We start from the raw sequence: 24,415 nt of genomic DNA on the forward strand, positions 1-24,415 counted from the left end.
TCAGCCGGTGACGGCCCGCGTCCAGACCATCGTCTCGGGCAGGACGAGGAGCGCGGCGGCGGCGAGCGCGATGCCGTAGGGGATGCCGGTCTGGCGGTCGTGCAGGTGCAGGGCGAATGGCAGGCGGGCGATGGTGTAGGGCAGGGGGTGGGACCGCGCGGCCAGGATGGCCAGGGTCAGGCCGCCGCCGAGGATCGAAGCGATCAGCAGGTAGTCGAGCAGCCCGTCGAAGCCGAGCCACAGGGCGGTGACGGACGCGAGCTTGGCATCGCCCCCGCCGATGACCCCGAAGGCGAAGAGGGTGAAGGTGACGGCCAGCACCAGGGCGCCGGCGCCGACATGCTGGCCGAGTTCGGCCCAGCTGAGGAGGCCGGTGGCCGCCAGCACGCAGAAGCCGAGGCCCAGCGCCAGGGAGATCCGGTTCGGGATCAGCATGGTCAGGAGGTCGCTGGCGGCGGCGTACGCCATCAGGAACGGGAAGAGGACCAGGAGGCCGAAGGTTGCCAAGGTTGCCATGACGCCCCGTGATCCGTGTCTGCGGCGCGATCCGGCGGGCTCCCGCGGGAAACGGGTTCGGAGCCGGTCCCGGACAGGGGCGCAGCTCGCGGATCGCAGGCCGGACGGCGGTGATGTGGTCTGGCGGGCGGCCCTCGCGGACCGGGGCGGGGTGCCCGGCCTTGAAGGGCCGGGCCGTTCCCCCAGTGGTGGAGCGCGCATCGCGCCGGCGGGGCCGGTGCCGTCCCGGACCCCGATCCGCCTCCCGGTGGAGGCGGGCCGAGGTCTGGGGAGATGCCGCCGATCGTCTCGTCCCGTGGGACGGCCGCGATCAGTTGAGCTGCGAGGAGATCGCCGAGAACTTGGCGTTGAGCTGGGTGCCGATGATCTTCAGCGTGCCGATGATGACGACGGCGATCAGGGCGGCGATCATGCCGTACTCGATGGCGGTCGCGCCGGACTCGTCGGAGGCGAAGCGCTTGAACATGGTCTTCATGGGATCGGGTCCTTTGTGGAGCGACTTGCGAGGGAACCGTCGAAGATCTTGTCGGTCTCGATCGGCGGCAGACGGAGATTGCCCGTCCCGGATTGCAAATCGGTTAAATCGACCGCCGAAACGGCCGTCCCGGAGGAACATCGGCGGCGTGGTGAAGGAAGGGTAAGGGGCGTGGTGGAGCCGGGTCGCTCGATGACGCGAGCGCCTCCCCTTTGGGCCACGGTGGACACGGGTTTGAGACGTCGGTCTTGGAAGCCCGCCACGGCGCGCGTCCTTCTCCCCTCTGCGGAAGAAGGTGGGCCCTTTGGCGGGTCGGGATAGGGGAGCGCCGTATCCAGATGCGTCGCTCCCCTATCCCGCAAATGGGGAGGGAGACGACGAGGCTCGGATCCGTTCCGGGCTGCGGCCAACGACGCCTTCGGCAGGGCACTTAGCGCTTCGTTCACCAATCCGGTGTCTTCTAGCCAGGACCGGTGCGCCCGGTGGCGCCGCCGCGCCGAGCCCGACCGGGCTCGCGGTGGCCAAAGTGGGCGGTCCCTTACCGAAGCCTCCCTCGAGTGCCCGTCCGATGCGCCGCCTCCCGTCCCGCCTCGTCCAGCATGCCGGCCTCGCCCTGGCGCTGGCCCTCGCAGCGCTGCCGGCCGGTGCGGCGCCGGCCCCGGCGCTGCCGGTGATCACGGTGATGGTGGACAACGCCAAGGTGATGCGCCTGCCGGAGAAGACGCAGACCGTCATCGTCGGCAACCCGATCATCGCCGATGTGACGCCCCAGAAGAACGGGGTCGTCGTGCTCACCGGAAAGAGCTTCGGCTCGACCAACCTGATCGCGCTGGACGCCGGCGGCGCGCTGATCGCCGAGACCACGATCCGGGTGGAGGCCTCGCAGGCCTCCGTCGTCACCGTGCAGCGCGGGCCCGACGAGCGGAACTCCTATTCCTGCACGCCGAACTGCCAGCCCGCGGTCCAGCTCGGCGATTCGTCGAAGTACTTCGGCGAGGTCAGCGGCCAGGCCGACGCGCGGCGCAAGCTCGCCACCGGTGGCGGCGCCGAGGGCGCCGCGGGGATGGGGCATTAGGCGCCGCCGAACGCGGCGCCCCCGGAAAAGAAATCAGATCGTCTGGTTGTAGGCCCCGACCTCGGGGCTCTCGCGCAGCACCGCGTCCACCGCCTTGAACATGGCGTGCAGCCGCGCCTCGGAGGCCGGGCTTTCGATCACCACCACCAGTTCCGGCTTGTTGGAGGAGGCGCGCACAAGGCCCCAGGTGCCGTCCTCCGTGGTCACGCGCACGCCGTTGACGGTGACGAGGTCGACGATCTTCGAATCCGCGATCGTCTCGCCGGCCGCATGCATGGCCTTGAAGCGCTCGGTCACCTTCTCGACGATGCCGTACTTCACCTCGTCGTCGCAATGGGGCGACATGGTGGGCGAGCCCCAGGTCTTGGGCAGCGCCCGGTAGAGGTCGGCCATCGATTGGCCGGGGTTGCGGTCGAGCATCTCGATCACGGCGATGGCGGTGAGCAGGCCATCGTCGTAGCCGCGGCCGATCGGCTCGTTGAAGAAGAAGTGGCCGGACTTCTCGAAGCCCGCCAGCGCGCCGAGCTCGTTGACGCGGCGCTTGATGTAGGAGTGACCGGTCTTCCAGTAATCGGCCTTGACGGCCAGGGCCTTCAGCTCCGGGTCGGTGTTGTAGAGCCCGGTCGACTTCACGTCGACGACGAAGGTCGCGCCGGGATGGAGCTTGGACAGGTCGCGGGCCAGCATGACGCCGATCTTGTCGGCGAAGATCTCCTCGCCCTCGTCGTCCACCACGCCGCAGCGGTCGCCGTCGCCGTCGAAGCCGAGGCCCACGTCGGCGCCGTGCTCCTTCACCGCGGCGGCGATGGCATGGAGCATCTCCATGTCCTCTGGGTTCGGGTTGTAGCGGGGGAAGGTATAGTCGGGGGAGACGTCGAGCGGCACCACCTCGACGCCCAGCGCCTCCAGCAGCTTGGGCGCGAAGGCTCCGGCCGTGCCGTTGCCGCAGGCCGCCACCACCTTGAGTTTTCGCGATATCGGTTTGGCCCGCGACTTCAGGTCGTTGAGATAGGTCTGGGCGAAGCCCTCGACGAACTCGTAGGCGCCCCCGTCCCGGTACTGGAAGGTACCGCCCAGCACGATCTCCTTGAGCCGGCCCATCTCGTCGGGCCCGAAGGTCATCGGGCGGTTGGCGCCCATCTTCACCCCGGTCCAGCCGTTGTCGTTGTGGGAGGCCGTGACCATCGCCACGCAGGGGCAGTCGAGGGCGAACTGGCCGAAATAGGCCATCGGCGAGAGGGCGAGGCCCACATCCTTCACCCGCATTCCGGCGGCCTGCATGCCGGCGATGAGCGCCAGCTTGATCGACTGCGAGTAGCTGCGGAAATCGTGGCCGGTGACGATGTCGGGCCGCACGCCCATCTCGTGCACGAGGGTGCCGATGCCCAGCCCCAGCGCCTGCACCCCCATGAGGTTGATTTCCTTGGGGAAGAGCCAGCGCGCATCGTACTCGCGGAAGCCCGTCGCCTTCACCAGGGGGAATTGCTCGAACTCGAAGGTGTTGGGCGTCAGCGCGGCAAGCGGCTTGGGAAACATCGCGGGCCCTTCGGATCGTGTCTGGGACATGACGTGTCCGGGCTTAGCGGAACGGCCCCGAAAGGAAAAGCTTGCCGCAGGGCGGAGTCGACGCCGCGGCACGGCGGCGATGTTCACAAGCGGCCGGCCTTCGACTATCACCCGCCCTCGCCCACGATCCGCCCGGACCATCGGGCGCGGGCGGACGAGCATCGGGGCATCATGGACGCTTCAACCCCTGCGGCCGACCATCCGCCGCCGGCCGGCACCGCGCAGGCGCCGGCGGCCCGGATGATCCTCGCCTCGGCCTCGCCCCGCCGCCTCGCCCTGCTCCAGCAAATCGGCATCGAGCCCGACGCCCTCCTGCCCGCCGACATCGACGAAACGCCCCGGAAGTCAGAATCCCCCCGCGACCTCGCCCGCCGCCTCGCCCGCGACAAGCTCGGTGCCGCACAGGGCGCGATGCGGGTGGAGGAGGGCGGCGAGAACCACTGGCTGCTGGCGGCCGATACGGTGGTCGCGGTCGGGCGGCGCATCCTGCCGAAGGCGGAGACGCCCGACGAGGCGGCCGACTGCCTGCGGCTGCTCTCGGGGCGCCAGCACCGGGTCTACACCGCGGTGGGCCTGCTCACGCCGAAGGGCCAGCGCCGCGAACGGCTGGTCGAGAGCCGGGTGCGGTTCAAGCGGCTCTCGGGACGGGAGATGCAGGGCTACCTCGCCTCCGGCGAATGGCGCGGCAAGGCGGGCGGCTACGCCATCCAGGGGCTGGCCGGCGCCTTCGTGGTCAAGCTCGTCGGCTCGCACAGCGCCGTGGTCGGCCTGCCGCTCTACGAGACCATGAGCCTGCTGGACGGCGAGGGTTTCCCGGTCCGGGCAGGCTGGGGAGCGATGGCGTGACGGGCCGGACACCCGAAGGGACGCGTAAACCGCCGCCGTGCCCGATCTGCCGCCGCCCGGCCGAGCCAGCCCTGGCCCCGTTCTGCTCGGAGCGCTGCGCCGACATCGACCTGGGGCGCTGGCTGAGCGACCGCTACGCGATCCCGGCGGCCGAGGACCCGGACGACGAGACGGACCCGCCGCCGCGCTCCTGACGGGACCGGTTGGCCGGAGCGAGGCCGGGCCGGACGGTCGCCCCCCTCCGAACGACGGCAGCCCGTCAGTCGGTCGTGACCAGGATGGTCTTGTAGGAGCACTCGAAGTCGAGTTGCTCGTAGATCGGCCGAAGTCCGGTGCGCTGGAACATCGTCTCGTATTCGGGGAGGACGAACTGCTGCTCGTTGAAGCCGTTGGTCAGTTCCCGGATGTAGGTCGGGTCGTCCGGAGCCACGGCTCCCGGCTCGCGCAGCAGGACGATGCGCCCCCCGGGGGCGAGCATGTCCTTCATGAGCTTCAGGGCTTCGACCGTATTCGAAAAGTGGTGGAGGGCAGCGCTGATCACGATGACGTCGAACGACTTAGCCTTGAAGGGCGCGTTGAAGACGTCTCCGGAGACGAACGCGTAGCGATCGTCGTGCGCCGGCCATTTCTTCTGGAAGATCAGCGACGCGAACTGGACCTGCGCCCAGCAGAGATCGAAGCCGACGACCTGCGTGCCCGGCTGGTAGTGCCGCATGATCTGCGGATCGTGTCCGCAGGCGAGTTCGGCCACGCGGATCACGCCCGCGTCCGGCCGCCGCTCCCGCACCATGTCGACCGCGCGCTCGATCACGAGCCCGCATTGCCTGAGATCCTCTTCGAAGTCGAAATAGCCCTTGTGCGGCGGCCTGATGAGGTGCGGCGTAGCCTCGACACCGGATTCCACGCGCAACTCACCGACGAAGATCGGTGACTCCTCGTACCATCCGACGAATTCCTGCACGATCAGGACCGAGATCCGATAATCCCCCTCCCGATCCGGAGCCTTGATCCGCACCGGGACGGTCAGTTCGCCACCGGGTTTGAGCGGGATCGGAAACCGGGAGCGAACGCCCTCCGTCTCGAATCCGTTCGGACCCGTGATCTTGTAGGAGACGTTGAACGGCTTCTCGCCCTCGGATGCCAGGACGTGCGGCGTGTTGTTGCGGATCCGGAACGAGCGGAACGTCTCGCGGCCCGGCTCGAACCGCGGGTTGAAGTATTCCGCGACCGGCTCGAAGGGGCGGCGGCGCTCGGCCTCCCCAGGGCTTGCCGAATGACCGGCGAAGACGCTTTCGTAGCGGTCGAGGATGTTGGTGAATTCGCTGCGCAGCCAGGGATCGGCCAGCCGAAAGCGGAGCGCGGAGCCGAGGGCGCGTTCCACGGATGCGAGGTCGAGGTCGCCGAGATGGGCCGAGATCAGTCGCGCGCCGTCCTCGACGGCGCTGGCCGGCATCAGCAGCGGCACCTCGTTCACCACCGGATGCGTGCTGCCGCAATGACGGCAGGTGTATCGGTCGTCTTCCCGGACCAGCCTGGAGCGCCGGCATTCCGGGCACTCCAGAAGGTCGGTCAACCAATCCGGAATCCTGTAAGCCCCCACGCCGCGTCTCCGTCTGTTCTCTCTGGCGTCGGTGAAGCGCCGGGGTCGTCTTCCTGCCGGACATCGCCGAAGCGGTCGGTACGATCCCGGCGTTCGGCAGTGAAGCCGCAGGGTCCGGATTTCGGCGGGCCTACGAAGAATCGTCCTCGCACGGGCCCATGCCTGCCATGATGAGGAGGTCCCGCCGCAGACGCTCCACCATCATCGGGTCCGGCACGATATCGAACTGAAGGGGCCTCGTTCCGACCTTGCCCCTTCACGAACGGAGCAGGTTCTGGCGAGTCTTCGTCGCCGAGCCTGCGTCGATCTGCTTAGATGATTGAAATGAAGCAGGTTTTCGCCGCAAGTCCGATGACCGCTCGTGGGGAACCCGCTTAGCATGTGCCCGACAAGCCTGACTAGGGCCGCCGATCGAGACACCGCACAGGGGCCGCTACGTCACCGATGCGCCCGGCGACGCCTTCGCTCGCGGCGATGATCCGGCACGGATGTCGAATGGTGCCCAGGGACGGAGTCGAACCGCCGACACTGCGATTTTCAGTCGCATGCTCTACCAACTGAGCTACCTGGGCGTCACCGCACCGCTTCGCGGCTTCGGTGGAGCGGGGGTATAGTGAGTGCCCGGCACCCTGTCCAGCCTCATATCGCCGGAGCCCGGCCCCGGAAATCGGGTCGCTTGCGGATTGCGGATTGCGATGGGTCGGCCCCGTGGACGCGTCGCCGCGCCGGGTGATCCCGGAGAGGCGGCGTGGTCCGGCACCTGTTCGTCCGGAGCGGTGCTATGCTGCGAAGGTGACGCCGAAGCGGCGGCCCTCGCGCCATGTCACGGTCGCCTCGCGCGGTGGGGCTTCGGCGTTCGTGGTGAGGGTGAACCGGTCCGGCACGCCGTCCGGCGCCTCGACCTCGATCTTCGCGCCCCTGTCGGAGACGTCCCAGATCAGGCACTCGATCGCCTCCGCACGCCCGCCCACGCGCAGGGCGCCGAAGGTGAAGGCGTTCTTGCGGTGCGCGGTCCGGCGATTGTCGGTCATGGCGCCACTCCATACGTCGCGTCGATGGGAGTGTGGCGGGAACGCGTTAAGAATCAGGGCGCCCGATGCTCCGATTCCGGTCTCGTCGCGCCGGACGGCCTTCGCGGAAGAATCGTCCTCTTCGACTCAGGCGGCCGCCCTGTCGAACCGGGCGCCGATCTCCTCCGCGGTCCGCCACATCACCGAACAGACCAGGGCGGCGCCGAAGCGTCCGGCGGAGAGCAGGAAGGTCTGCGGCACGGCCTGGGTGTCGAGGGAGACGAGGCGCGCGCCGATGCTCGACAGGTCGTAGATCAGGCACGGGATCGAGGTGTGCTCGTCGATCGTGATGAGGCCGTTCTCATCGACCCGGTGACGGGCATCGGCTCTCCGGTCCTGCATGGCCACTCAGACCTCCACATCCAGCAATCGCCTGGTCATCGCATCCGCGGCCCGCACGACGGCGAGGTTCGCACCGAAGCCCGCCTTCGCCTCGATCAGGTCGCGGGCGGTTTGCGAGACGTCGAACCGGGCGGCGTCCGGAAGGGTCGTTTCGGTGGCCTCAGACCCGAGGCGGGCCACCTGCTCCGCCGCTGCGCCGAAGCGCGCGGCGGCGGCGGCCAGCCCCTTCGAGCCCGTCTGCACTGCGTCGATCACGGTTGCCTCCCGACCACGCCCGATCGAACCATGGGGCCTCCCAACGCCCGGTTCAGCCGATGCGCGGCATTTGATCGATCGCGCGAACGGTGCGGCAGGACGGCCTCTCCCGCCTCGCTATAGGGAATAATGCCTGAACGATCCTGCTTAACATCCCTTAAACCCGCCGCATTTACCGTGCGGAACCGTGGCTCTCGAGGACCGCGGCATCGGGCGCCGTGCCTCCTCGACACGGCCTCATCACAGACGGGACGCATGGCGAACGGACGCGGACGGGCCGACCGGGGCGAACCGAACTTCGACGTGCCGGAAGGGCGCGCCGCGGATCGGGGCAGCCTCGACCTGCGCCTGTCGCGAGACGATCGCGCGGGAGGCGGCGTGGCGGGCGGTAGACGCGGAACGGACGAGGGCGCCAAGCGGGGGAACGCCGGGCCGGCCAAGGGCAGCCGCCGCAGCGTCGCGAAGAAGAAGCCGGGCCGGCGGCGCGGCTCGTTCCTCGGCCGACTCGTCTATGCGGGCATCGTGCTGGGCCTGTGGGCAATCATCGGGCTCGCCGGCCTGATCGCCTACCACGCCTCGCAACTGCCGCCGATCGATCAGCTCGCCGTGCCGAAGCGGCCCCCCAACATCGCGATCCTGGCCAGCGACGGTTCGCTGCTGGCCAACCGCGGCGAGACGGGCGGGCGCGTCGTCGGCATCAAGGAACTGCCGCCCTACCTGCCGCGCGCCTTCGTGGCGATCGAGGACCGGCGCTTCTACGGCCATTTCGGCGTCGACCCGGTCGGCATCGCCCGCGCGATCGGCCAGAACCTGACCCGGCGCGGCGTGGCCCAGGGCGGCTCGACCCTGACACAGCAGCTCGCCAAGAACCTGTTCCTCACGCCCGAGCGCTCGGCCTCGCGAAAGATCCAGGAGGCGATCCTGGCGCTGTGGCTGGAGCACAAGTACACCAAGGACGAGATCCTCGAACTCTACCTCAACCGGGTCTATTTCGGCGCCGGCGCCTACGGCGTCGAGGCGGCGGCGCAGCGCTATTTCGGCAAGCCTGCCAAGAACGTCAGCCTCGCCGAGGCCGCGATGCTCGGCGGCCTCGTCCAGGCCCCCTCGCGGCTCGCGCCCAACCGCAACCTGCCGGCCGCCCAGGCGCGGGCGGCGCAGGTGCTGGCCGCGATGCAGGACGTGGGCTTCATCCAGGCCCAGGACGCCAAGGTGGCCCTGGCCCAGCCGGCGCGCCCCGCGAGCAGCCGCGGCGGCGGCTCGGCCAACTACGTCGCCGACCTGGTGATGGACGTGCTCGACGACTTCGTCGGCAAGTTCGAGGCCGACATCACGGTGCAGACCACCGTCGACACCGGCCTCCAGGCCGCGGCCGAGAAGGCGCTGGTGGACGAGCTGAACGCCAAGGGTGGACGCTACAACGTCGGCCAGGGCGCCCTGGTCTCGATGCGGCCGGACGGGGCGATCCGGGCGCTGATCGGCGGCCGCGACTACGCCCAGAGCCAGTTCAACCGGGCGACCACGGCCAAGCGCCAGCCCGGCTCGTCGTTCAAGCCCTTCGTCTACCTCGCGGCCGTCGAGCGCGGAGCCACGCCCGATACCGTGCGGGAGGACGCGCCAGTCCGCATCGGCAACTGGCAGCCGGAGAACTACTCCCACCAGTACGAGGGTGCGGTCACGCTGCGCACCGCGTTGGCGCTCTCGCTGAACACCGTGGCGGTGCGCCTCGGCCAGGAGGTCGGCCCCAAGGCCGTTGTGCAGACGGCCCAGCGCCTCGGCATCACTTCGGCGCTCCAGGCCAACGGTTCGATCGCGCTCGGCACCTCCGAGGTGACGCCGCTGGAGATGGTGGGCGCCTACGGTGCCTTCGCCAACGGCGGCACCGGCGTGATTCCCTATGTCGTCACCACCGTGAAGACGGGGGGCGGCAAGCTGCTCTACAAGCGCGGGGAGGGCGGCCTCGGACGCGTCATCGATGCCAACGCCGTCGGCATGATGAACGCGATGATGCACGAGACCTTCGTGATCGGCACCGCCAAGAAGGGCGACATCCCGGGTTGGGACCTCGCCGGCAAGACCGGCACCAGCCAGGATTTCCGCGACGCTTGGTTCATCGGCTACTCGGGCAGCCTCGTCACCGGCATCTGGCTCGGCAACGACGACGGCGAGCCGACCAAGAAGGCGTCCGGCGGCAACCTGCCGCTGGAGATCTGGAAGACCTACATGGGCGTCGCGCTCAAGGGCCAGACGCCGGTGCCGCTGCCTGGCCTCAACCGCTGGCGCAAGGCCCCCGAGACGACGGCCTCCGTCGCCAGCGCCAGCCCCGGCGGCCTGCTCGGCCAGTTGCTCGGCGAGCCTGCCGCGCCCGCGCCCCGGCCCCAGCCGGAACGGCGGCCGAGCGGTCCGAGCCGCGACGACCGGAACTTCATCGAGAAGCTGTTCGGGCTCGGCGAGTGATAGGGATGATCCCTATCGAATCCCGCGTCCGGTCTCGAAGGCGCCGTAGACTGTCCCGATGCGTTTTGATCCGTCGAAGCTGGCCGAAGGATCATCGAATGCAGTCTTGCCTCTTAGTTTGAACTCTCGAAACAGACATGGTCGGATGTTCCGGCCGGGGCGATCGCCTTATCCGTGCGGTAAGGATTGCACGGTACGGTTGCGGACCGGTACGACTCTCGGGCCAGGCACCGATGTTCCCAGGATGGATGCGAGTCGCGACGGGGCACCTGCGGCGTGATCGCGCCTCGCGCCTGATCGCCTCCATCGGCCTGAGCGTGACGGTCTGCCTGATCCTGCTGGGGATCTACCTGATCCGCGACCTGCGCGACGGAGCCTGGCGGCAGGCGGAACGGAACGCGGAGAACCTGCTGGCCCTGATCGAAGAGGGCGTCGGCCGGAACGTCCGGATGTACGACCTCTCCCTGAGGGCGGCGGCCGAGGGAGCCTCGCGCGCCGACATCGCGGCACTCGATCCCGAGCTGCAGCATCTCGTCCTGTTCGATCGGGCGGCGACCGCGTCGGGGCTCGGGATGATCGCCGTGACCGATGCCGCGGGCCGCGTCCGGTTGGCCTCCGATCCGGTCTTCCCGGTCGGCAGCTCGCTGGCCGACCACCCGGAGTTTCGAACGCTGGAAGGCGACCCCGGGGCGGGCCTCGTCGTCTCCGATGCGCGCCTGTCCCGTCTGACCGGCTGGCCGGTCATGCCCATGGCCCGCCGCATCACCAATCCGGACGGCTCCTTCGGCGGCATCGTCAGCGGGGCCATCCGCCTCGACTATTTCCAGAGGCTGTTCTCGCGTCTGCGCATCTCCGACGGCATTTCGGTCAACCTGTTCCATGCGGACGGCACGCTGCTCGCGAAGCAGCCGGCGGCCCCCGGAGACATGGGCCGCAGCATCGCCGCCGGAGAGACCTACAGACGGTTCCGCGCCAGCGAGCGCGGCCTCCTCGTCGGCACCTCGCACCTCGACGGACAGCGGCGGCTCTACGCCTTCGCCAACATCGAGGGCCTGCCGCTGATCGTGGACGTGGCCGTGAGCGTCGAGAGCATCGATGCCGCATGGATGTCCAAGGCCGCCCTCATCGCGTGCCTGATCCTCGGGCTCAGCGGGATCACCTTCTGGCTGACCCTGCTGCTCCAGCGGGAGATCGCCCTCCGGGCGGCCGCCGAGTCCTCGTCGCGGGCGGCCAACGCCGAATTGTCGCTGCTGGCCTCGACCGACAGCCTCACGGGGCTGCCGAACCGGCGCCGCTACGACGAAGTGATCGCCGGAACCTGGCGCGAGGCCGCGAAGACCGGGGTGCCGCTCGCGCTGCTCCTGATCGACGCCGACCACTTCAAGCAGTTCAACGATCACTTCGGCCACCATCGCGGCGATGGCGTTCTCAAGGCCATCGCCGGATGTCTTCACCTCGACCGGCCCGGCGCCATCGCCTGTCGCATCGGCGGCGAGGAGTTCGCCGTGATCCTGCCCGGCCTCCAGGCGATGGAGGCGCGGGTGGTGGCCGAGCAGGTCCGCAGGGCGGTCGTGCTGCTGCAGATCCCGCACGCGCCCGAGATGGGCGGGGTCGCGACCGTCAGCATCGGCGTCGGGCATGCGCACCCCTCGGGCGACGACTGCTTCGAGCCCCTGTTCGCGGCGGCCGACGCCGCCCTCTACGAGGCGAAGCGGAGCGGGCGCAACCGCGTGCGCATCGCCGGCGAGGCTTTGCAGAATGCCCAGGCCGGAAGCCCCGGCGCCGAAGTGGGCCGGTCCATGAAGGCCCGACGCGAATACCGCCGCGCCTGAACGGCCGGACGACCGTTACCAGTAGACCTGGAAGCGGCCTATGAAGGCGTCGGCATCGATCGCCCGGCCGCCTTGGAGGGCGGACGGGGCGGTGCGGGAGCGGACGTAGTCGGCCGTCAGGCGCAGGTTCCTGTCCGGATACCAGTTCACGCCGAGCGTCAGGTCGCGCTCGATGCCGCCGCGGACGGAGCCGTCGTCGAGATCGATCGCGCTGATGCGGGCACCGACCTCGAACACGCCGAAGCCGCCGTTGACGAGGCGCTGGGCGTCGCCGACCTTGACCCCTTCGAAGATCGCGTAGGTCGTGCCGTATTTCGGCACGAGGGCGTAGGCGCGGCCGCGGCCGTTGAGGACGTAGCTCGCCTGCACGTAGCCGCCCTGGAAGCTGAGCGGCCGGGCGCCGCCGAAACGCTCCACCTGCGTGCGGACGTACTCGGCCTGGACCAGGAACGGCCCGCTGCCGTAGGCCGCCTCCAGGCCGATCCGGCCGACGCCGGTGGCGTCACGGATGTCGCCGGTGTCCACGAACTGCCGTGCGAACAGGAACGCCTCCGAACGCGAGGACAGTTGCAGGGGCTCCGCGTCGCGCGGCAGGCTGCGGTAGCTGCCCGCCAGCCCGAGATGCAGCACGGCGTCGCCGGTGCGGATCGGCGCCCATGTGGCGCGGGTGGTCGCGGCGACCCCCTCGCTGCGGATGCCGGTGTTGGCGTTGCCGCCGAAGACGCTCGCCACCAGCGTCCAGCGCTCGCCGTTCCGCCCGGCGGCGAAGCCGAAGTTGCGCGCGGGCGCGAAGGCGTCGGCGAGGGAGCGCTCCGTGAAGACGGTGGTGTTGTCGCCGCTCAGCTGGTCGAGGCTGAAGGGCTCCTTCATGTTGCCCACGCTCAGCATCGTGTCCGGAAGCGCCCGCCATGCGACGACCGCGTCGTTGATCGGGCGCATGGGGTCGGCGAAATCGTACTGGAAGGCGATCTCCAGGGACTTCCCGAGGCTGAGATAGCTCTCGATCCACGAGCGCCGCACGGCGACGGTGTCCGGGAACGGCTCCGGAAAGCCCGGCTGCCGGATCGCGGCGGCGCCGAAGTCGAGCTGGAGCTTGCCGCCGATCCTGAGCCTAGCGGCCTCGTCGCGGAAGCTGAGGGTGATGCCCTTGTCGTCGACGGTGAGCGTCTCGCCGTAGGGGCCGGGGAGCGGGCCCTGATCGGCTGCGGACGCAGGCTGCGCGAGGAGGTTGCCGAGCACAAGGAGTACGGCCGGCGCCCACGCGGTCGATCGGCTCGGCATGTCGGACCCTCGGATCGCCCCACCGGCCCATAGCCGAGCCCGCGCGGCCGGGCTCGGGCTATTCGGCCACACCCTGTAGCAATCGCGCTCACAGCATCGGCAGGGTCCGCGGCCGGGGCCCGCGGGGGAACTGTGCCTCGATCAGCGTCAGTTCGGCGGCGGTCAGGCGGAGGGCGGCCGCTCCAGCGTTCTCGACCGCGCGCGTGGGCCGGCCCGTCTTGGGGATGGTGAAGGTGTTGTCCAGCCGCGTCAGGAAGGCGAGGGCCACGGCATAGGGCGTGGTGCCGTGCGCGACGGCGATCCCGGCCAGGGCCCGGCCGCCAGGGCTCGCGGGATCGGGAAAGTCTCCGCTGCCGAAGGGCGAATAGCCGACCAGGGCGACGCCGTTGCGGGTGCACCAGGGCAGGACCGCGTGCTCGATCGCCCGCTCGCCGAGATGGTAGAGCACCTGGTTGCAGGCGATCCGGTAGGGGCCGGCGATGGCCAGTGCCCGGTCCAGGTCCTCCACGTCGAAGTTGCTGAGGCCCCAGGACAGGATCTTGCCGGCCTTTCGCAGGTCCTCGAAGCCCGCGACCGTCTCCTCGAGGGCATGGTTGCCGGGCCAGTGCAGGAGGTAGCAGTCGAGACGGTCCGTGCGCAGGCGACGGAGGGACTGCTCGCAGGCCCGCACCACCCCGCGGCGGGTGGCGTTGCCGGGCACGACCTTCGAGACCAGGACCAGCTCCTCGCGAAGGCCGGCGATCGCCTCGCCCACGATGGCTTCCGCCTCGCCGTACATCTCGGCGGTGTCGATATGGGTCATCCCCGCATCGATGCCGGCCCGCAGCGCGGCGACCGCCCCGTCCCGTTCGGCGGAGTCGATGCGCCAGGTTCCCTGGCCGATGACGGGGACGCGAATCCCGGTCGGGCCGAAGCGTCTCGCGAGCATGGCAAGGCTCCCTGTCCGGGCATTCCGGACTTCGCTGCCGTCATGGCGGCATCTCTCGATCCGGACCCGTAGACCTCTCGTGGGCCTCTTGGAACGGTCCGGACGCGTCGCCGACGCCTTATTCGCGCCATCATGGGGGGATGAGCAATGGGGTGGCGGCGCCGCCGGTGCCAGAGTTTTGGCCAGGGTCCCCTCCGTGTGCACCGTCGCTTCGAAGGCAAACGCGGATCACCGGAGCATCCGCGCGGGAAAACCGTTCGCGCGCGCGTGTCCTCCTGAAAGATCCGGTCCGCGGGACGATCTTCGCGTCCTGAAGCCGTCGAGACGGCTCCGCGTGACCGCCCTGACAGGGCCGGGCTGATGCTGCCGCACCATCGCTGGTTCTGGGGCGCGATCCTGCTCGCCGCCGCGAGCGCGGGCCTGCTCTACAACTTCATCTTCGCGCAGGGGGCCTCGCCGGCCGCCGGCTTCGTCTACGGCCTCTGCATGGGCTCGGCGGCCCTGGCCTTCGACCGCGGCCTGATCCTCGGCGGCCTCCAGGCCAAGATCCGGCGCCTGCCGGCCAGCCTCTACGTGCCGGCTGCCGAGTTCGTCTACGTGCTGATGATCGTGGCCGGCAACGCGCTGGGCGGCCTCGTGGTCTGGGGCCTCAGCCTGACCGGGGACCCGCTCTCCGAGGCCGTGCGGATCACGCCGCGGGTGCTGACCTACGCCCTCGCCGTCTCGGCGGTCCTCGTCTTCGTCATCCGCATGCGCGACCTGATCGGCGGCGAGGTCTTCGTGAACCTGCTGATCGGCCGCTACCACAAGCCGGTGCGCGAGGAGCGGATCTTCCTGTTCCTCGACGTAGTGGGCTCCACCGCCTTCGCCGAGACCCATGGGGACCTGCGCGCGCAGGAATACCTCAGCGCCGTCTTCGCGACGCTGGCCGAGCCCGTGCGCCGCAACGCCGGCTCCACCGACGACTACATCGGCGACCTGGCGATGATCACGTGGCCGATGCAGCGCGGGCTGAAGGACGCCCGCTGCGTGGCCTGCGTCTTCGACGTTCTCGACCGGATCGAGGCGGAGGCCGAGACCTGGACGGCGCGCTTCGGCACCGTCCCCCGCCTGCGCGCGGCCCTGCATGGCGGCTCCGTGGTCACGGCCGAAGTCGGGATCGACCGGCACAAGATCGCCTATTTCGGGGATGCGGTGAACGTCACCTCTCGCATCGAGGCCCTGTGCCGGCCGCTCGGGGTCGACGTGCTGATCTCCCAGGACCTGCTCGACCGGCTCGGGGACCTGCCGCCCGGCATCCATGCGCGGTCGCTGGGCGCACACGCCCTGCGCGGGCGGGGGCAGCCCCTGTCCGTGGCCACCCTGGAGCGTGCGGGCGTCGGCGGAGCGCGTCCGACGGCCGTCGCGGGCGCGGTCCCAGTGGCGGCGGCCGCAATCCGATGAGCACGCCGACCCGTTCCGGCCCGGCGCCTGCGAGGCGCTGCGGATGGCCCCGCGCCTCGGGCTGCCACCGCTGGGTGTTGTCGTGGTCGGTCGGGCGACAATCGCCTCGATCGGCGGGGACATCGACAAGGGCCGCTTCGCCCTGGGTGTGATCCTGATCCCGGCGGGCTTCTCGGCCTGCCTCGTTCCGAAGCGTTGAGGCGTCCCGACCATGCAAGGCCCGATCGCGATCTACCTCGATGCCGACGCCTGCCCGGTCAAGGACGAGTCCTATCGCGTTGCCGCCCGCTACGGGCTCCACGTCTACGTGGTCGCCAACAGCATGCTGCAGGTCCCGCGCGAACCCTGGATCGAGCGCGTGCTGGTCGGCGACGGCCTCGACGCGGCCGACGACTGGATCGCCGAGCGGGCCGGGCCGGATGCGATCGTAGTCACCGCCGACGTGCCCCTGGCCAGCCGCTGCGTCCGGGCCGGCGCCACGGTGATCACGCCGGCCGGCAAGCCCTTCACCGACAGCTCGATCGGCATGGCCCTGGCAACGCGCGACCTGATGCAGTCCCTGCGTGAGGCGGGAACCATCACCGGCGGCCCGAAGCCGTTCTCCGCACGGGATCGCTCGGCATTCCTCGGCGCCCTCGACGGGGCCGTGAACCGTATGCGACGCCGGCAGGATTGATCAGGTCGCGACCAGATCCTTGAGGGCATCGTTGATGCGGTCCTGCCAGCCCGGACCATCCTTCTGGAAATGTTCCAGCACGGCACGGTCGAGACGCAGGGTCACCATTTCGCGGGCGCCCGGCACCGCGGCCGGCCGCCGCGGCTCGGGCGGTTCCGCCGGGGGCTTGGTCGAGGTCGCAGCCTTGAAGGCCGCCTCGGCCGCTTGCCGCGGGTCGGTGAAGCGCCGGTCGCGTGCCATCGTCAGGACGACTTGCCGGGCTGCGCGGCAGCCTTCTTTGCGCGGGCGGCCTTCGGCGCGGCTTTGGCGGGCACGGCCTTGACAGGTGCGGTCTTGGTGTTGGCCTGGATCACGCCGACCTTGGTCGCGCCCGCCTTGACGACACCCGTCTTGACCTTCGTGGCGCGGGGCTTCACCTCGGCGGCCTTCGACTCAGCCTCGGAAGCTTCCTTGGCGAGGCGCAGCTCGCGCAGGCGCACCGTCCGCTCGTCGACCGCCTTGATCGATGCCAGATGCTCGGCCATCGCCTGGGCGCCTTCGCGAGCCATGCGCTCGGCGCGTTCGGCACGCTCGGCGCGGCCTTCGGCCTTCGCCTTGGCTTCGGCCTCGGGGCTGAGGGCCACCTCGTTCTCGTCTTCCAGGTCGGTCTCGTCGCTCATCGCAATCCTTTCGTCGCCTCCCGATTCCGTCATGCCGAAGCACGCTGCCGCTTGCAGCGCGCCACCGTTTCCGGATCGCGGCAGATCCGGCCTTGCGCGTCGGAGGGTCGGGAGAGGCCGGGTCGATCGGGTCCGCGAGACGGCCGCGACGATGTCGCGGCGTGCGAACCTGACGCCAGTATAGCACGGCGGCACCGTCGAAGGCGAATAGTGCCGCCGCGTCATCCCCATGCACTCGCACATCCGGGGCAGGACATCCCCGGGCACGCGCTGCAGTTTCGTCTCGTCGTCAGCGCACCCGATAGTTGAGCGGGATCGTCACCGAGAGGCTGGACTGGGAGACGCCCTGGGGCGCGGCGGGCAGGCTGCCACGCACGGCCGCGAGGGCCGCGCTGTCGATCTGGCCGACGCCGCTGCTGCGGGCGAGGCCCGCGCTCGTCACCTGGCCGGAGCGCAGCACCGTGAAGCGCACCATCGCCGTGCCACCAGCCGTGCCCGCGGCAGCGCCGGAGTTCATCCGGCCGTGGATGGCCGAGCTGATGGCCCCGGTCCATTGCCGCAGGGCGTTCGGGTCGTTGCCGGCCGACGCCCGGCCCGCCGCGTTCTGGCGCGAGGACGATGCCGAGCTGCGGCTGTCCGAACCGGCGTTCGCTGCGGCCTGCCGGGCCCGCGCCTCGCGGGCGGCCTTCGCCTTGGCTTCGCGGACCGCCTCGCGCCGCTCCTCGGCCGCCTCGCGGCGGGCCTCCTCCTGCTCCTCGCGGCGCTTGGCCTCGCGGATCGCCTTCAGCTTGGCCTCGCGCTCGGCCTTCAGCTTGACGAGGTCCGGCTTCGGCTTCTCGGGCTCGACGGGCTTGGGCGGCTCCGGGGTCTGGGCGAGCACGGGGGGCGGTGGGACCAGGGGCTCGGCCTGCTGGGCCGTCGAGGTGATGACCTGGCTCTCCGGCTCGACCGCGACGGCATCCGGCGGCGGCTCGGTGATCGCCTGCGTCTGCGGAGGCGGCTCGGTCTTGGCCTCGTCCGGCTTGACCTCGGCGGCCTCGGGCGGCGGGGCTTGCGTCGCCACCGGCACCTCCGGCTCCTCGACCGGCTTGGTCTCGGGCGGCGCGGCCTCGCTCTGCTGCTGCTCGCTCGGTGCCTGGGTCTCGGCGTCGGTCATCAGCGGCGCGAGGTCGATCGAGATCTGCTGCTCGCCGGGCGGGGCCGGCGGCGTCAGGCGCAGGAAGGCGATGCCGATCAGCGCGGCTATGTGCAGGGCAAGGGCGACCAGGAATGCCGGGACGAGCCCGGAGGGCCTCTGATCGGGGCCGCCGGCGGAAGCGATGGCGCTCATGGGACTACCGCGCCGCCCCGCTGCCCGAGGCGGCGGGTGCAGCCGCTGCCGGCGCCCCCGGCGCGGCGCCGGGAGACTGGGCGATCAGCGAGACCTTGGTGAAGCCGGCCTGCCCGACGAGGCCCATCACCTCCATGATCTTGCCGTAAGGCACGTCCTTGTCGCCCCGAACGAGGATGACCTGCTCCTTGTCCTCGGTGGCCATGGCGCGCAGGCGCGGCATGATGCTCTCGACCGTGAAGATCTCCTTGGCGATGGAGGGCTTGCCCTCCTTGTCGACGGTGACCTCCAGGGGCTTCTTGGCCTGGGCGACCTTGGCGGCCGCGGTCTTCGGCAGTTGCACCGGCACGCCCGTGGTCATCAGGGGCGCCGCGACCATGAAGATGATCAGCAGCACCAGCATCACGTCGACCATCGGGGTGACGTTGATCTCCGACATCGGCGCGGTGTCGAGGCCGTCCTCGTCGTCGTCGCTCGCGCGGATCGAACCCATCGCCATTCGGCGTCCTCCGGACAGGCGGCCGCGCCGCTCGCGCGCGCCGCCACAAGGTGTACATGACGTCTGACACGCAGCGTCCGGCTCGGGTGGCCCGGACGCCGTCGAATCGCGAAGCTCCCCGTCGTGTCGACGCTCGGGGAGAGGGGGGCGCTACTCGGCGGCGGCGCGGTGCTGGGCGGTGCGGTCGCGGGCCAGCCGGTTGCCGAGCAGGCCGATGCCGGAGGCGAAGGTGCTCTGGACCCGTCCGACGTCGCTCGTCAGCTTGTTGTAGGCCATCACCGCGGGGATCGCGACGACGAGGCCGATGGCGGTGGCGAACAGCGCCTCCGCGATGCCCGGCGCCACGACGGCCAGCGACGTGTCCTGGCTGCGGGCGATCGAGGAGAACGAGTTCATGATGCCCCAGACCGTGCCGAACAGGCCGACGAAGGGCGCCGTGGAGCCGGAGGTCGCCAGCAGAGACAGGCCGGCGCGCAGGCGCTTGACCTCGGTGCCCAGCGCCCCGCGCATGGCGCGCTCGATGCGCTCGCGCCGTTCGGCGCGGGTCTCGGTCTGGTCCTGGTCGCGCCAGGCTTCCAGCCCGGCATTGACCACGTGGCCCGAGATGCCCTTGAGGCCGGTGTCGAGGCTGCCGCCCGAGCGCACCAGGGCCGCGAAGGCCTTGGCCTGCCGCTTGGCGGCGGCCAGCCGCACGATCTTCTCGAAGACGATGGTCCAACACGCGATCGAGGCGACGATCAGGAGGATCATCACGCCCTTCACGATCGGGTCGGCCTGCAGGAACAGGCCGACGAAGGAGAAGTCGTGGGCGACTTCGATCGGGGGTGGGGTCGGCTCCATTTCGGGCTCCTCAATCTCTCGAACGGGTGCGGCAACGGCCGCGGGCCGGCCGGCGGCGTGGGGCCGTCGGTCGGTTGATTCTCATCTCCGGCCGACCCGTTGGCGTCGCTCCCGCGACGGGCCGTCCGATGCGGGTCCGGTTCGGAGCCGGCCTCAACGGTCGAAGGCGATGCCCGCCTTGCTCTCGGTCTCGGTACGTTCGAGGCAGGCTTCGCGCCCGGCCTCGCCGCCCTCGCAGGCCAGTACGTCGTTCAGGAGCACGCGGCCGATCTTCGGGCAGGTGATTCCGGGAAAATCGAAGATCTTCACGGTGGTCTTCTTCGGCGACAGGGGTCCGAGTTCGACGGCCACGCGCTTCTGGGCGACCCCCTCGGTATCGAAGGCGAAGAGGTCGACCCGGTAGGATTTCAGGGCGCCGCCACGGCTGTTGTCGACGAGCATGGTGATCCGGCAGGCGTCGGGGGCGGGCTCGAGCCGGTTGAGCTGGAGCTTCAGCGACGCCTTCGGCTCCGTCGCCAACGGGCCGGCGGAATCCTGGGCGAAGGCGGAGACGAGCAGCACCAGCGACAGGACGAGGCAGGCCGCCGTGTCGAGGGCGAGCCGTCCGATCCTGAGGCGATAAAGGGGTATGCCCTGCCCGATCACCTGTCCGCTCTGCATCACGTCCCCGCTCCTCCGGACCCCGGCGGGGCCTGATCTCGTCCAATCGTCACGCCGATGGCGCTCAATGCAGCACGGCCCCCTCGGGCCGGCCCTGCGATCCGGGCTTGAGCCGGCCGGCCGCCGCGTCCATCGCCTCCACGGCCGCCCGGACCGCGGCGACGAGGCGTGGCGCCTCGGCACGGCCCGTGATCTCGGCGGCGCCGCGTCCGACCTCGTCCCAGAGGCGGCGGCGGCCGCGTCCCAGCAGGGCGACCAGGGCGCATTCGTGCCCGGTCACGCGGCAGCAGGTCGCAGGCATGAAGGACCATTCGTCCTCCCGCTCCGCCCGCAGCGCCCGGACGATGCCGACCACGCAGGAGACGAAGCGGCAGCCTTCGTCCGAACCGAGGAGTTTCTCGGCCCCTTCGAAGGCGGCGTCCCAGCAAGCCACGTCCCACGTCATGTAGCCGGCCGCCACGAACCGCACCACGGAAAGCGCCAGCACGTCCGCGTCGTCGCCGCACACCTCCGTCACCTTCGGCATCCGGTCGTGGTTCGGCGGAATCGACGAAACGCTCATTCGGCCTCCGGTGGGACGGACCGCAAGCCGGGCTCGATGGGCGAAATCCGGTCGGTGACTGTCGGCCGGCAGTATCCGAGGTGCGCCCCAAGGATCAAGGGCTGCCCTGAAAATCAGAGCAGTTCCAAACTGTTACCCGGAGGCTTCACCGTGACTGCTTCTACGGGCACCGCACCGTTGCCTAATCATCCCGAACGAGGATTCCTTTATTGCCTATCTCGGTCGGAGCCATCCGCCCGGGGACCGGCCCACAAGGGATACGGCCGGGCTCCTTGATGGCCGCCGGGGCCTCGGCCATATCTCGATCGTCGGCGGGCTGCCGCCGGACGGAGTGCCGCGCATGCGGGCTCCGCGGCAACCGAAGCGCCCGATCGCCCGTGGGTCGCCCCCGGGCGCGGGGCTTCGCCTACGAGGATCGGCTCGCCGACGATGACCCGTGTCTCTCCGTTCGGACACCCCTTCCTGCTCGGCTTCGACGAGATCGAGCAGGCCCTCGACCGCGTCTCGAAGGCCGCCAACGACGGCTATCCCCCCTACAACATCGAGCGTCTGGCCCGCACCGAGCGGGAGCCGGAGCGGCTGCGCATCACCCTGGCGGTGGCGGGCTTCACCCGCGACCAGCTCGACGTGATGCTGGAGGAGAACCAGCTCGTGGTGCGGGGCCGCCAGGTGGACGAGCGCGAGCGGCACTTCCTCCATCGCGGCATCGCCGCGCGCCAGTTCCAGCGCGCCTTCCTGCTGGCCGACGGCATGGAGGTGATGGGGGCCGACCTCTCGAACGGGCTGCTCTCGATCGACCTCGTCCGCCCGGAGCCGGACCGGATCGTGCGGCGGATCGACATCGTCGCCCGTGATTGATCGGGCGTCGACAATCCCCACATCGGGTCAGGAGCCTTTCCGTCGCTACGGGACGGGGGCCGTCCGCTCTGCCTCGTAAGGAGGGCACCCCATGACCGATCTGAATCCCTCTCCGCTCACCGCCGCAGACCTCGATCCCGCTGAGTTCGCGCCTGCCGACCTCGCCGCGCTCGGCGAAGGCCACATCGCCTACGTGCGGCCGATACGCTCGGACGAAGTCCACCGGCTGTTTCCGCAGGCGCCGGAGCTGACCCCTGGCCTAGACCTGTTCGCCCTGCTCTCGGCCAGTGGCGCGCCGATCCTGCTCGCCGATTCCCGCGACGTGATCCTGGCGAACGCCGCCGCGCACGACCTCTATCCCGTCAGCCTGCACTGAACGCGGACGGGCGGCGCCCGTCCCCGATGGGCGCCGCCCTCATGCGATTTCCGCCACCGCCGCGATCAGCCGGGTGATGTCCTGGGGCCGCGACAGGCGGTGGTCGCCGTCCGCGATCAGGGTCAGCACCGCGCCTGCGTTCGGTAGCCGGTCGAGAATCTTGAAGGCATGGGGGTGGGGCACGTCCGGGTCCTGCATCCCCTGGAGGATGTGGACCGGGCAGCCGAGATCGAGGGGCCCGTTGAGCAGCCGGTTGCGGCGTCCGTCCTCGATCAGCGCCATGGTGATCGGGTCTGGCTCGGGGGCGTAGGCGCTCGCGCGCATCCAGACCCCGTCCTGTTCCAGGGTGTCCCGCACGTCCTTCGGGAACAGGTCCCACATCAGGTCCTTGGTGAAGTCGAGGGCGGGCGCGATCAGCACCAGCCCGGCGGCGGGCCCTTGCCCGCGCCACAGGCGGGCGCGGGCGGCCAGGCACGCGATCCAGCCCCCCATCGAGGAGCCGATCAGCACCGGGGGTTCCGGCGCGAAGGCCGCGAGCACCGCCTCGGCATCCGCGAGCCAGGTCGAGATCGTGCAGGCGGCAAAATCTCCGCCCGAAGCGCCATGCCCGGAATAGTCGAAGCGCACGAAGCGGCGACCGGTCCCGGCCGCCCAGGCATCCACGGCCATCGCCTTGGTCGCGCCCATGTCCGAGCGGAAGCCGCCGAGCCACACGACCGTGGGTCCCGTGCCCTCGCGAATCCGTACCGCGATCCGCCGACGGTCCGGGCCTTCGCCTACCTCGACGAACTGGAGCCCCTCGCATTCCCCGGCCATCCCACTCTCCGCCATCGACGTTTCCCGCCCTGAACGCTGCGGCTTCAGGCTCCGTTTACCGGACCGTAAAGCGCGGGCGCGATCCTGTGGCAATGAGCGTACGCACGAGGGCGGAGTCCGGTCCGCAGAATCCGGCGCGGATCGGGCGGCGATGAGCGAAGACCTGCGTCCCGCGATCGGCTTTCCGGCCGATGCCGCGCCGCTCGCCGGCGCCTGCGTGCTCCAGATCATCCCCGAACTCGATGCCGGGGGGGCCGAGCGCACCACCGTCGACGTGGCCGCGGGCTTGGCCGCCGCAGGCGCCCGCGCCCTGGTGGCGACCGAGGGTGGACGGCTGGTCGGCGAGCTGCAGGCCAAGGGCGGCGTCTGGCTGCCGTTCCCGGCCGCCAGCAAGAACCCGGCCGCGATGGTCCTCAACGTCGGCCGCCTGATGCGCCTGTGCCGGCGTGAGGGCGTACAGATCGTGCATGCCCGCTCCCGTGCCCCGGCCTGGGTGGCCCTGGGTGCCGCGCGCCGGCTCGGACTGCCCTTCGTCACCACCTATCACGGCAGCTATTCCGGCCGGACCGGGGTGAAGGTGCTCTACAATTCGGTGATGGCGCGGGGCGACGTGGTCATCGCCAACTCCCGATACACCGCCGACCTGATCCGCTCCCTGCATGCCGAGCAGGCGGGAGCGCGAATCCAGGTGATCCACCGAGGTACGGATCTGGCCGGCTTCAGCCCGATGGCGGTCGGGCCGGCGCGGGTCGAGGCCCTGCGCCGGGCCTGGGGCGTGGCGCCGCACGAGCGGGTGGTGCTGCTGGCCGCGCGGCTCACGGCCTGGAAAGGCCACCGCGTCCTGATCGAGGCGGCGGCCCGGATGCGCGACCGGGGCGTGCGCGACCTCGCCGTGATCCTGGCCGGGGACCCGCAGGGGCGGGCGGCCTACGAGCGGGAACTCGACGCCCTCATCGCCGCCCGCGGCCTGGCGGACATCGTGCGCCGGGTCGGCCATTGTACCGACATGCCGGCGGCCTTCCGCGCGGCCTCCGTGGTCGCAGTGCCCTCCGTCGAGCCGGAGGCGTTCGGACGCTCGGCCGTGGAGGCGCAGGCGCTGGGCACGCCGGTGGTGGTCTCCGATCTCGGCGCCGTGCCCGAGACCGTGCTCGCCCCCCCCGACGTGGCGCCAGCCCAGCGCACGGGCTGGCGGGTGCCGCCGGGCGATTCGGAGGCCCTGGCGCTCGCCCTGGAAGAGGCCCTGTCGCTCGGTGCCAGCGCCCGCGATGCCCTCGCCCGGCGCGAGCGGGCCCATGTCGAGGCCAACTTCTCCCTGGAGCGGATGGTCGGCGACACTCTGTCGATCTACGCCCGGCTGTTGGGCCGCCCGGTGGAATGACCGCAGGGCCACCGGGCCTTGTGTTCGGCGGGACGCAGTCTCACATCAGTTTCGATCGTCGGGGAACCAATTGCCGCC

General features: G+C 70.4%; 28 protein-coding genes and 1 tRNA gene. 11 read left to right on the forward strand and 18 right to left on the reverse strand.

Going from position 1 to position 24,415, the window contains the following annotated elements; translation table 11 throughout:
- The gene (locus COGEMETH_RS11560) at positions 1-516 is read right to left on the reverse strand and encodes an A24 family peptidase (protein ID WP_238182712.1); all 516 of its coding nucleotides are present in this window, start codon (positions 514-516) and stop codon (positions 1-3) included.
- A 310-nt stretch (positions 517-826) separates the two neighbouring features.
- Positions 827-991, reverse strand: coding sequence for a Flp family type IVb pilin (locus COGEMETH_RS11565; protein WP_238182713.1), 165 nt, complete (start codon positions 989-991; stop codon positions 827-829).
- A gap of 568 nt (positions 992-1,559) precedes the next feature.
- Here COGEMETH_RS11565 and COGEMETH_RS11570 point away from each other — a divergent pair.
- Entirely contained in the window at positions 1,560-2,066 is a 507-nt protein-coding gene (locus COGEMETH_RS11570; RefSeq protein WP_238182714.1) for a pilus assembly protein N-terminal domain-containing protein, read from the forward strand.
- A gap of 33 nt (positions 2,067-2,099) precedes the next feature.
- Here the strand turns inward: COGEMETH_RS11570 and COGEMETH_RS11575 are convergent, their stop codons facing one another.
- Positions 2,100-3,602, reverse strand: a complete 1,503-nt coding sequence (locus COGEMETH_RS11575; RefSeq protein ID WP_238182755.1) for a phosphomannomutase/phosphoglucomutase — start codon at positions 3,600-3,602, stop codon at positions 2,100-2,102.
- A 270-nt stretch (positions 3,603-3,872) separates the two neighbouring features.
- Here COGEMETH_RS11575 and COGEMETH_RS11580 point away from each other — a divergent pair, with 270 nt between their 5' ends.
- Together COGEMETH_RS11580 and COGEMETH_RS11585 are read left to right on the forward strand one after the other, a co-directional pair.
- Entirely contained in the window at positions 3,873-4,478 is a 606-nt protein-coding gene (locus COGEMETH_RS11580; protein WP_238182756.1) for a Maf-like protein, read from the forward strand.
- Positions 4,475-4,672 (forward strand): DNA gyrase inhibitor YacG, encoded by a 198-nt coding sequence (locus COGEMETH_RS11585; RefSeq protein WP_238182715.1) that lies wholly within the window; start codon positions 4,475-4,477, stop codon positions 4,670-4,672. Before COGEMETH_RS11580 ends, COGEMETH_RS11585 begins: the two co-directional genes overlap by 4 nt.
- Before the next feature lie 65 nt (positions 4,673-4,737).
- On the opposite strand, the gene COGEMETH_RS11590 is transcribed toward COGEMETH_RS11585, so the two are convergent.
- The 5 genes from COGEMETH_RS11590 to COGEMETH_RS11610 form a co-directional block, all read right to left on the reverse strand.
- Positions 4,738-6,051: a class I SAM-dependent methyltransferase gene (locus COGEMETH_RS11590; protein WP_238182716.1), complete on the reverse strand. Its 1,314-nt coding sequence runs from the start codon at positions 6,049-6,051 to the stop codon at positions 4,738-4,740.
- 523 nt (positions 6,052-6,574) lie between these two features.
- Positions 6,575-6,650, reverse strand: a tRNA-Phe gene (locus tag COGEMETH_RS11595).
- Positions 6,651-6,857: 207 nt separating this feature from the next.
- Positions 6,858-7,109 (reverse strand): pilus assembly protein PilZ, encoded by a 252-nt coding sequence (locus COGEMETH_RS11600; protein WP_238182717.1) that lies wholly within the window; start codon positions 7,107-7,109, stop codon positions 6,858-6,860.
- 126 nt (positions 7,110-7,235) lie between these two features.
- Positions 7,236-7,490, reverse strand: a complete 255-nt coding sequence (locus tag COGEMETH_RS11605) for a PilZ domain-containing protein (RefSeq protein WP_238182718.1) — start codon at positions 7,488-7,490, stop codon at positions 7,236-7,238.
- Positions 7,491-7,496: 6 nt separating this feature from the next.
- Positions 7,497-7,745 (reverse strand): hypothetical protein, encoded by a 249-nt coding sequence (locus COGEMETH_RS11610; RefSeq protein WP_238182719.1) that lies wholly within the window; start codon positions 7,743-7,745, stop codon positions 7,497-7,499.
- Positions 7,746-8,000: 255 nt separating this feature from the next.
- On the opposite strand from COGEMETH_RS11610, the gene COGEMETH_RS11615 reads away from it, so the two are divergent.
- Both COGEMETH_RS11615 and COGEMETH_RS11620 read left to right on the forward strand, forming a co-directional pair.
- Positions 8,001-10,199, forward strand: a complete 2,199-nt coding sequence (locus COGEMETH_RS11615; RefSeq protein WP_238182720.1) for a transglycosylase domain-containing protein — start codon at positions 8,001-8,003, stop codon at positions 10,197-10,199.
- 248 nt (positions 10,200-10,447) lie between these two features.
- Entirely contained in the window at positions 10,448-12,031 is a 1,584-nt protein-coding gene (locus COGEMETH_RS11620; protein ID WP_238182721.1) for a GGDEF domain-containing protein, read from the forward strand.
- 15 nt (positions 12,032-12,046) lie between these two features.
- Here COGEMETH_RS11620 and COGEMETH_RS11625 read toward each other — a convergent pair whose 3' ends face one another.
- Positions 12,047-13,312, reverse strand: a complete 1,266-nt coding sequence (locus COGEMETH_RS11625; protein WP_238182722.1) for an OprO/OprP family phosphate-selective porin — start codon at positions 13,310-13,312, stop codon at positions 12,047-12,049.
- A gap of 88 nt (positions 13,313-13,400) precedes the next feature.
- On the reverse strand, positions 13,401-14,240 hold the full coding sequence (locus tag COGEMETH_RS11630) for an aldo/keto reductase (protein ID WP_238182723.1): 840 nt from the start codon (positions 14,238-14,240) through the stop codon (positions 13,401-13,403).
- Between the two features lie 360 nt (positions 14,241-14,600).
- On the opposite strand from COGEMETH_RS11630, the gene COGEMETH_RS11635 reads away from it, so the two are divergent.
- Genes COGEMETH_RS11635 through COGEMETH_RS11645 form a run of 3 tightly spaced genes read left to right on the forward strand, consistent with a single transcriptional unit; the run spans position 14,601 to position 16,359 of the window.
- Complete coding sequence (locus COGEMETH_RS11635; RefSeq protein ID WP_238182724.1) at positions 14,601-15,683, forward strand: adenylate/guanylate cyclase domain-containing protein; 1,083 nt, start codon at positions 14,601-14,603, stop codon at positions 15,681-15,683.
- Positions 15,684-15,726: 43 nt separating this feature from the next.
- Positions 15,727-15,882 (forward strand): hypothetical protein, encoded by a 156-nt coding sequence (locus COGEMETH_RS11640; RefSeq protein ID WP_238182725.1) that lies wholly within the window; start codon positions 15,727-15,729, stop codon positions 15,880-15,882.
- A 12-nt stretch (positions 15,883-15,894) separates the two neighbouring features.
- Positions 15,895-16,359, forward strand: coding sequence for a YaiI/YqxD family protein (locus tag COGEMETH_RS11645; protein WP_238182726.1), 465 nt, complete (start codon positions 15,895-15,897; stop codon positions 16,357-16,359).
- On the opposite strand, the gene COGEMETH_RS11650 is transcribed toward COGEMETH_RS11645, so the two are convergent.
- The 7 genes from COGEMETH_RS11650 to COGEMETH_RS11680 all read right to left on the reverse strand — a co-directional run bounded on the left by COGEMETH_RS11650 (position 16,360) and on the right by COGEMETH_RS11680 (position 20,909).
- Positions 16,360-16,599 carry a BrnA antitoxin family protein gene (locus COGEMETH_RS11650; RefSeq protein ID WP_238182727.1) on the reverse strand — a complete coding sequence of 80 codons (240 nt, stop codon included), beginning with the start codon at positions 16,597-16,599 and terminating at the stop codon, positions 16,360-16,362.
- Positions 16,600-16,601: 2 nt separating this feature from the next.
- Positions 16,602-17,018, reverse strand: coding sequence for a hypothetical protein (locus tag COGEMETH_RS11655; RefSeq protein ID WP_238182728.1), 417 nt, complete (start codon positions 17,016-17,018; stop codon positions 16,602-16,604).
- A gap of 289 nt (positions 17,019-17,307) precedes the next feature.
- Positions 17,308-18,348 carry an energy transducer TonB gene (locus COGEMETH_RS11660; protein ID WP_238182729.1) on the reverse strand — a complete coding sequence of 347 codons (1,041 nt, stop codon included), beginning with the start codon at positions 18,346-18,348 and terminating at the stop codon, positions 17,308-17,310.
- A gap of 4 nt (positions 18,349-18,352) precedes the next feature.
- Complete coding sequence (gene tolR / locus COGEMETH_RS11665; RefSeq protein ID WP_238182730.1) at positions 18,353-18,847, reverse strand: protein TolR; 495 nt, start codon at positions 18,845-18,847, stop codon at positions 18,353-18,355.
- A 150-nt stretch (positions 18,848-18,997) separates the two neighbouring features.
- Positions 18,998-19,687, reverse strand: a complete 690-nt coding sequence (locus tag COGEMETH_RS11670; protein WP_238182731.1) for a MotA/TolQ/ExbB proton channel family protein — start codon at positions 19,685-19,687, stop codon at positions 18,998-19,000.
- Between the two features lie 153 nt (positions 19,688-19,840).
- Complete coding sequence (locus COGEMETH_RS11675) at positions 19,841-20,347, reverse strand: Tat pathway signal protein (protein ID WP_238182732.1); 507 nt, start codon at positions 20,345-20,347, stop codon at positions 19,841-19,843.
- Between the two features lie 64 nt (positions 20,348-20,411).
- On the reverse strand, positions 20,412-20,909 hold the full coding sequence (locus COGEMETH_RS11680) for a hypothetical protein (protein ID WP_238182733.1): 498 nt from the start codon (positions 20,907-20,909) through the stop codon (positions 20,412-20,414).
- A gap of 429 nt (positions 20,910-21,338) precedes the next feature.
- Here COGEMETH_RS11680 and COGEMETH_RS11685 point away from each other — a divergent pair, with 429 nt between their 5' ends.
- Both COGEMETH_RS11685 and COGEMETH_RS11690 read left to right on the forward strand, forming a co-directional pair.
- Positions 21,339-21,767 (forward strand): Hsp20 family protein, encoded by a 429-nt coding sequence (locus COGEMETH_RS11685; protein ID WP_238182734.1) that lies wholly within the window; start codon positions 21,339-21,341, stop codon positions 21,765-21,767.
- Positions 21,768-21,858: 91 nt separating this feature from the next.
- Positions 21,859-22,143: a BQ00720 family protein gene (locus COGEMETH_RS11690; RefSeq protein WP_238182735.1), complete on the forward strand. Its 285-nt coding sequence runs from the start codon at positions 21,859-21,861 to the stop codon at positions 22,141-22,143.
- A 39-nt stretch (positions 22,144-22,182) separates the two neighbouring features.
- On the opposite strand, the gene COGEMETH_RS11695 is transcribed toward COGEMETH_RS11690, so the two are convergent.
- Positions 22,183-22,974 carry an alpha/beta fold hydrolase gene (locus COGEMETH_RS11695; protein WP_238182736.1) on the reverse strand — a complete coding sequence of 264 codons (792 nt, stop codon included), beginning with the start codon at positions 22,972-22,974 and terminating at the stop codon, positions 22,183-22,185.
- Between the two features lie 136 nt (positions 22,975-23,110).
- On the opposite strand from COGEMETH_RS11695, the gene COGEMETH_RS11700 reads away from it, so the two are divergent.
- Entirely contained in the window at positions 23,111-24,337 is a 1,227-nt protein-coding gene (locus tag COGEMETH_RS11700) for a glycosyltransferase family 4 protein (RefSeq protein WP_238182737.1), read from the forward strand.
- The last annotated feature ends 78 nt before the right edge of the window (positions 24,338-24,415 follow it).

Origin of the sequence: Methylobacterium trifolii, assembly GCF_022179685.1 — a bacterium.
GTDB lineage: Bacteria > Pseudomonadota > Alphaproteobacteria > Rhizobiales > Beijerinckiaceae > Methylobacterium > Methylobacterium trifolii.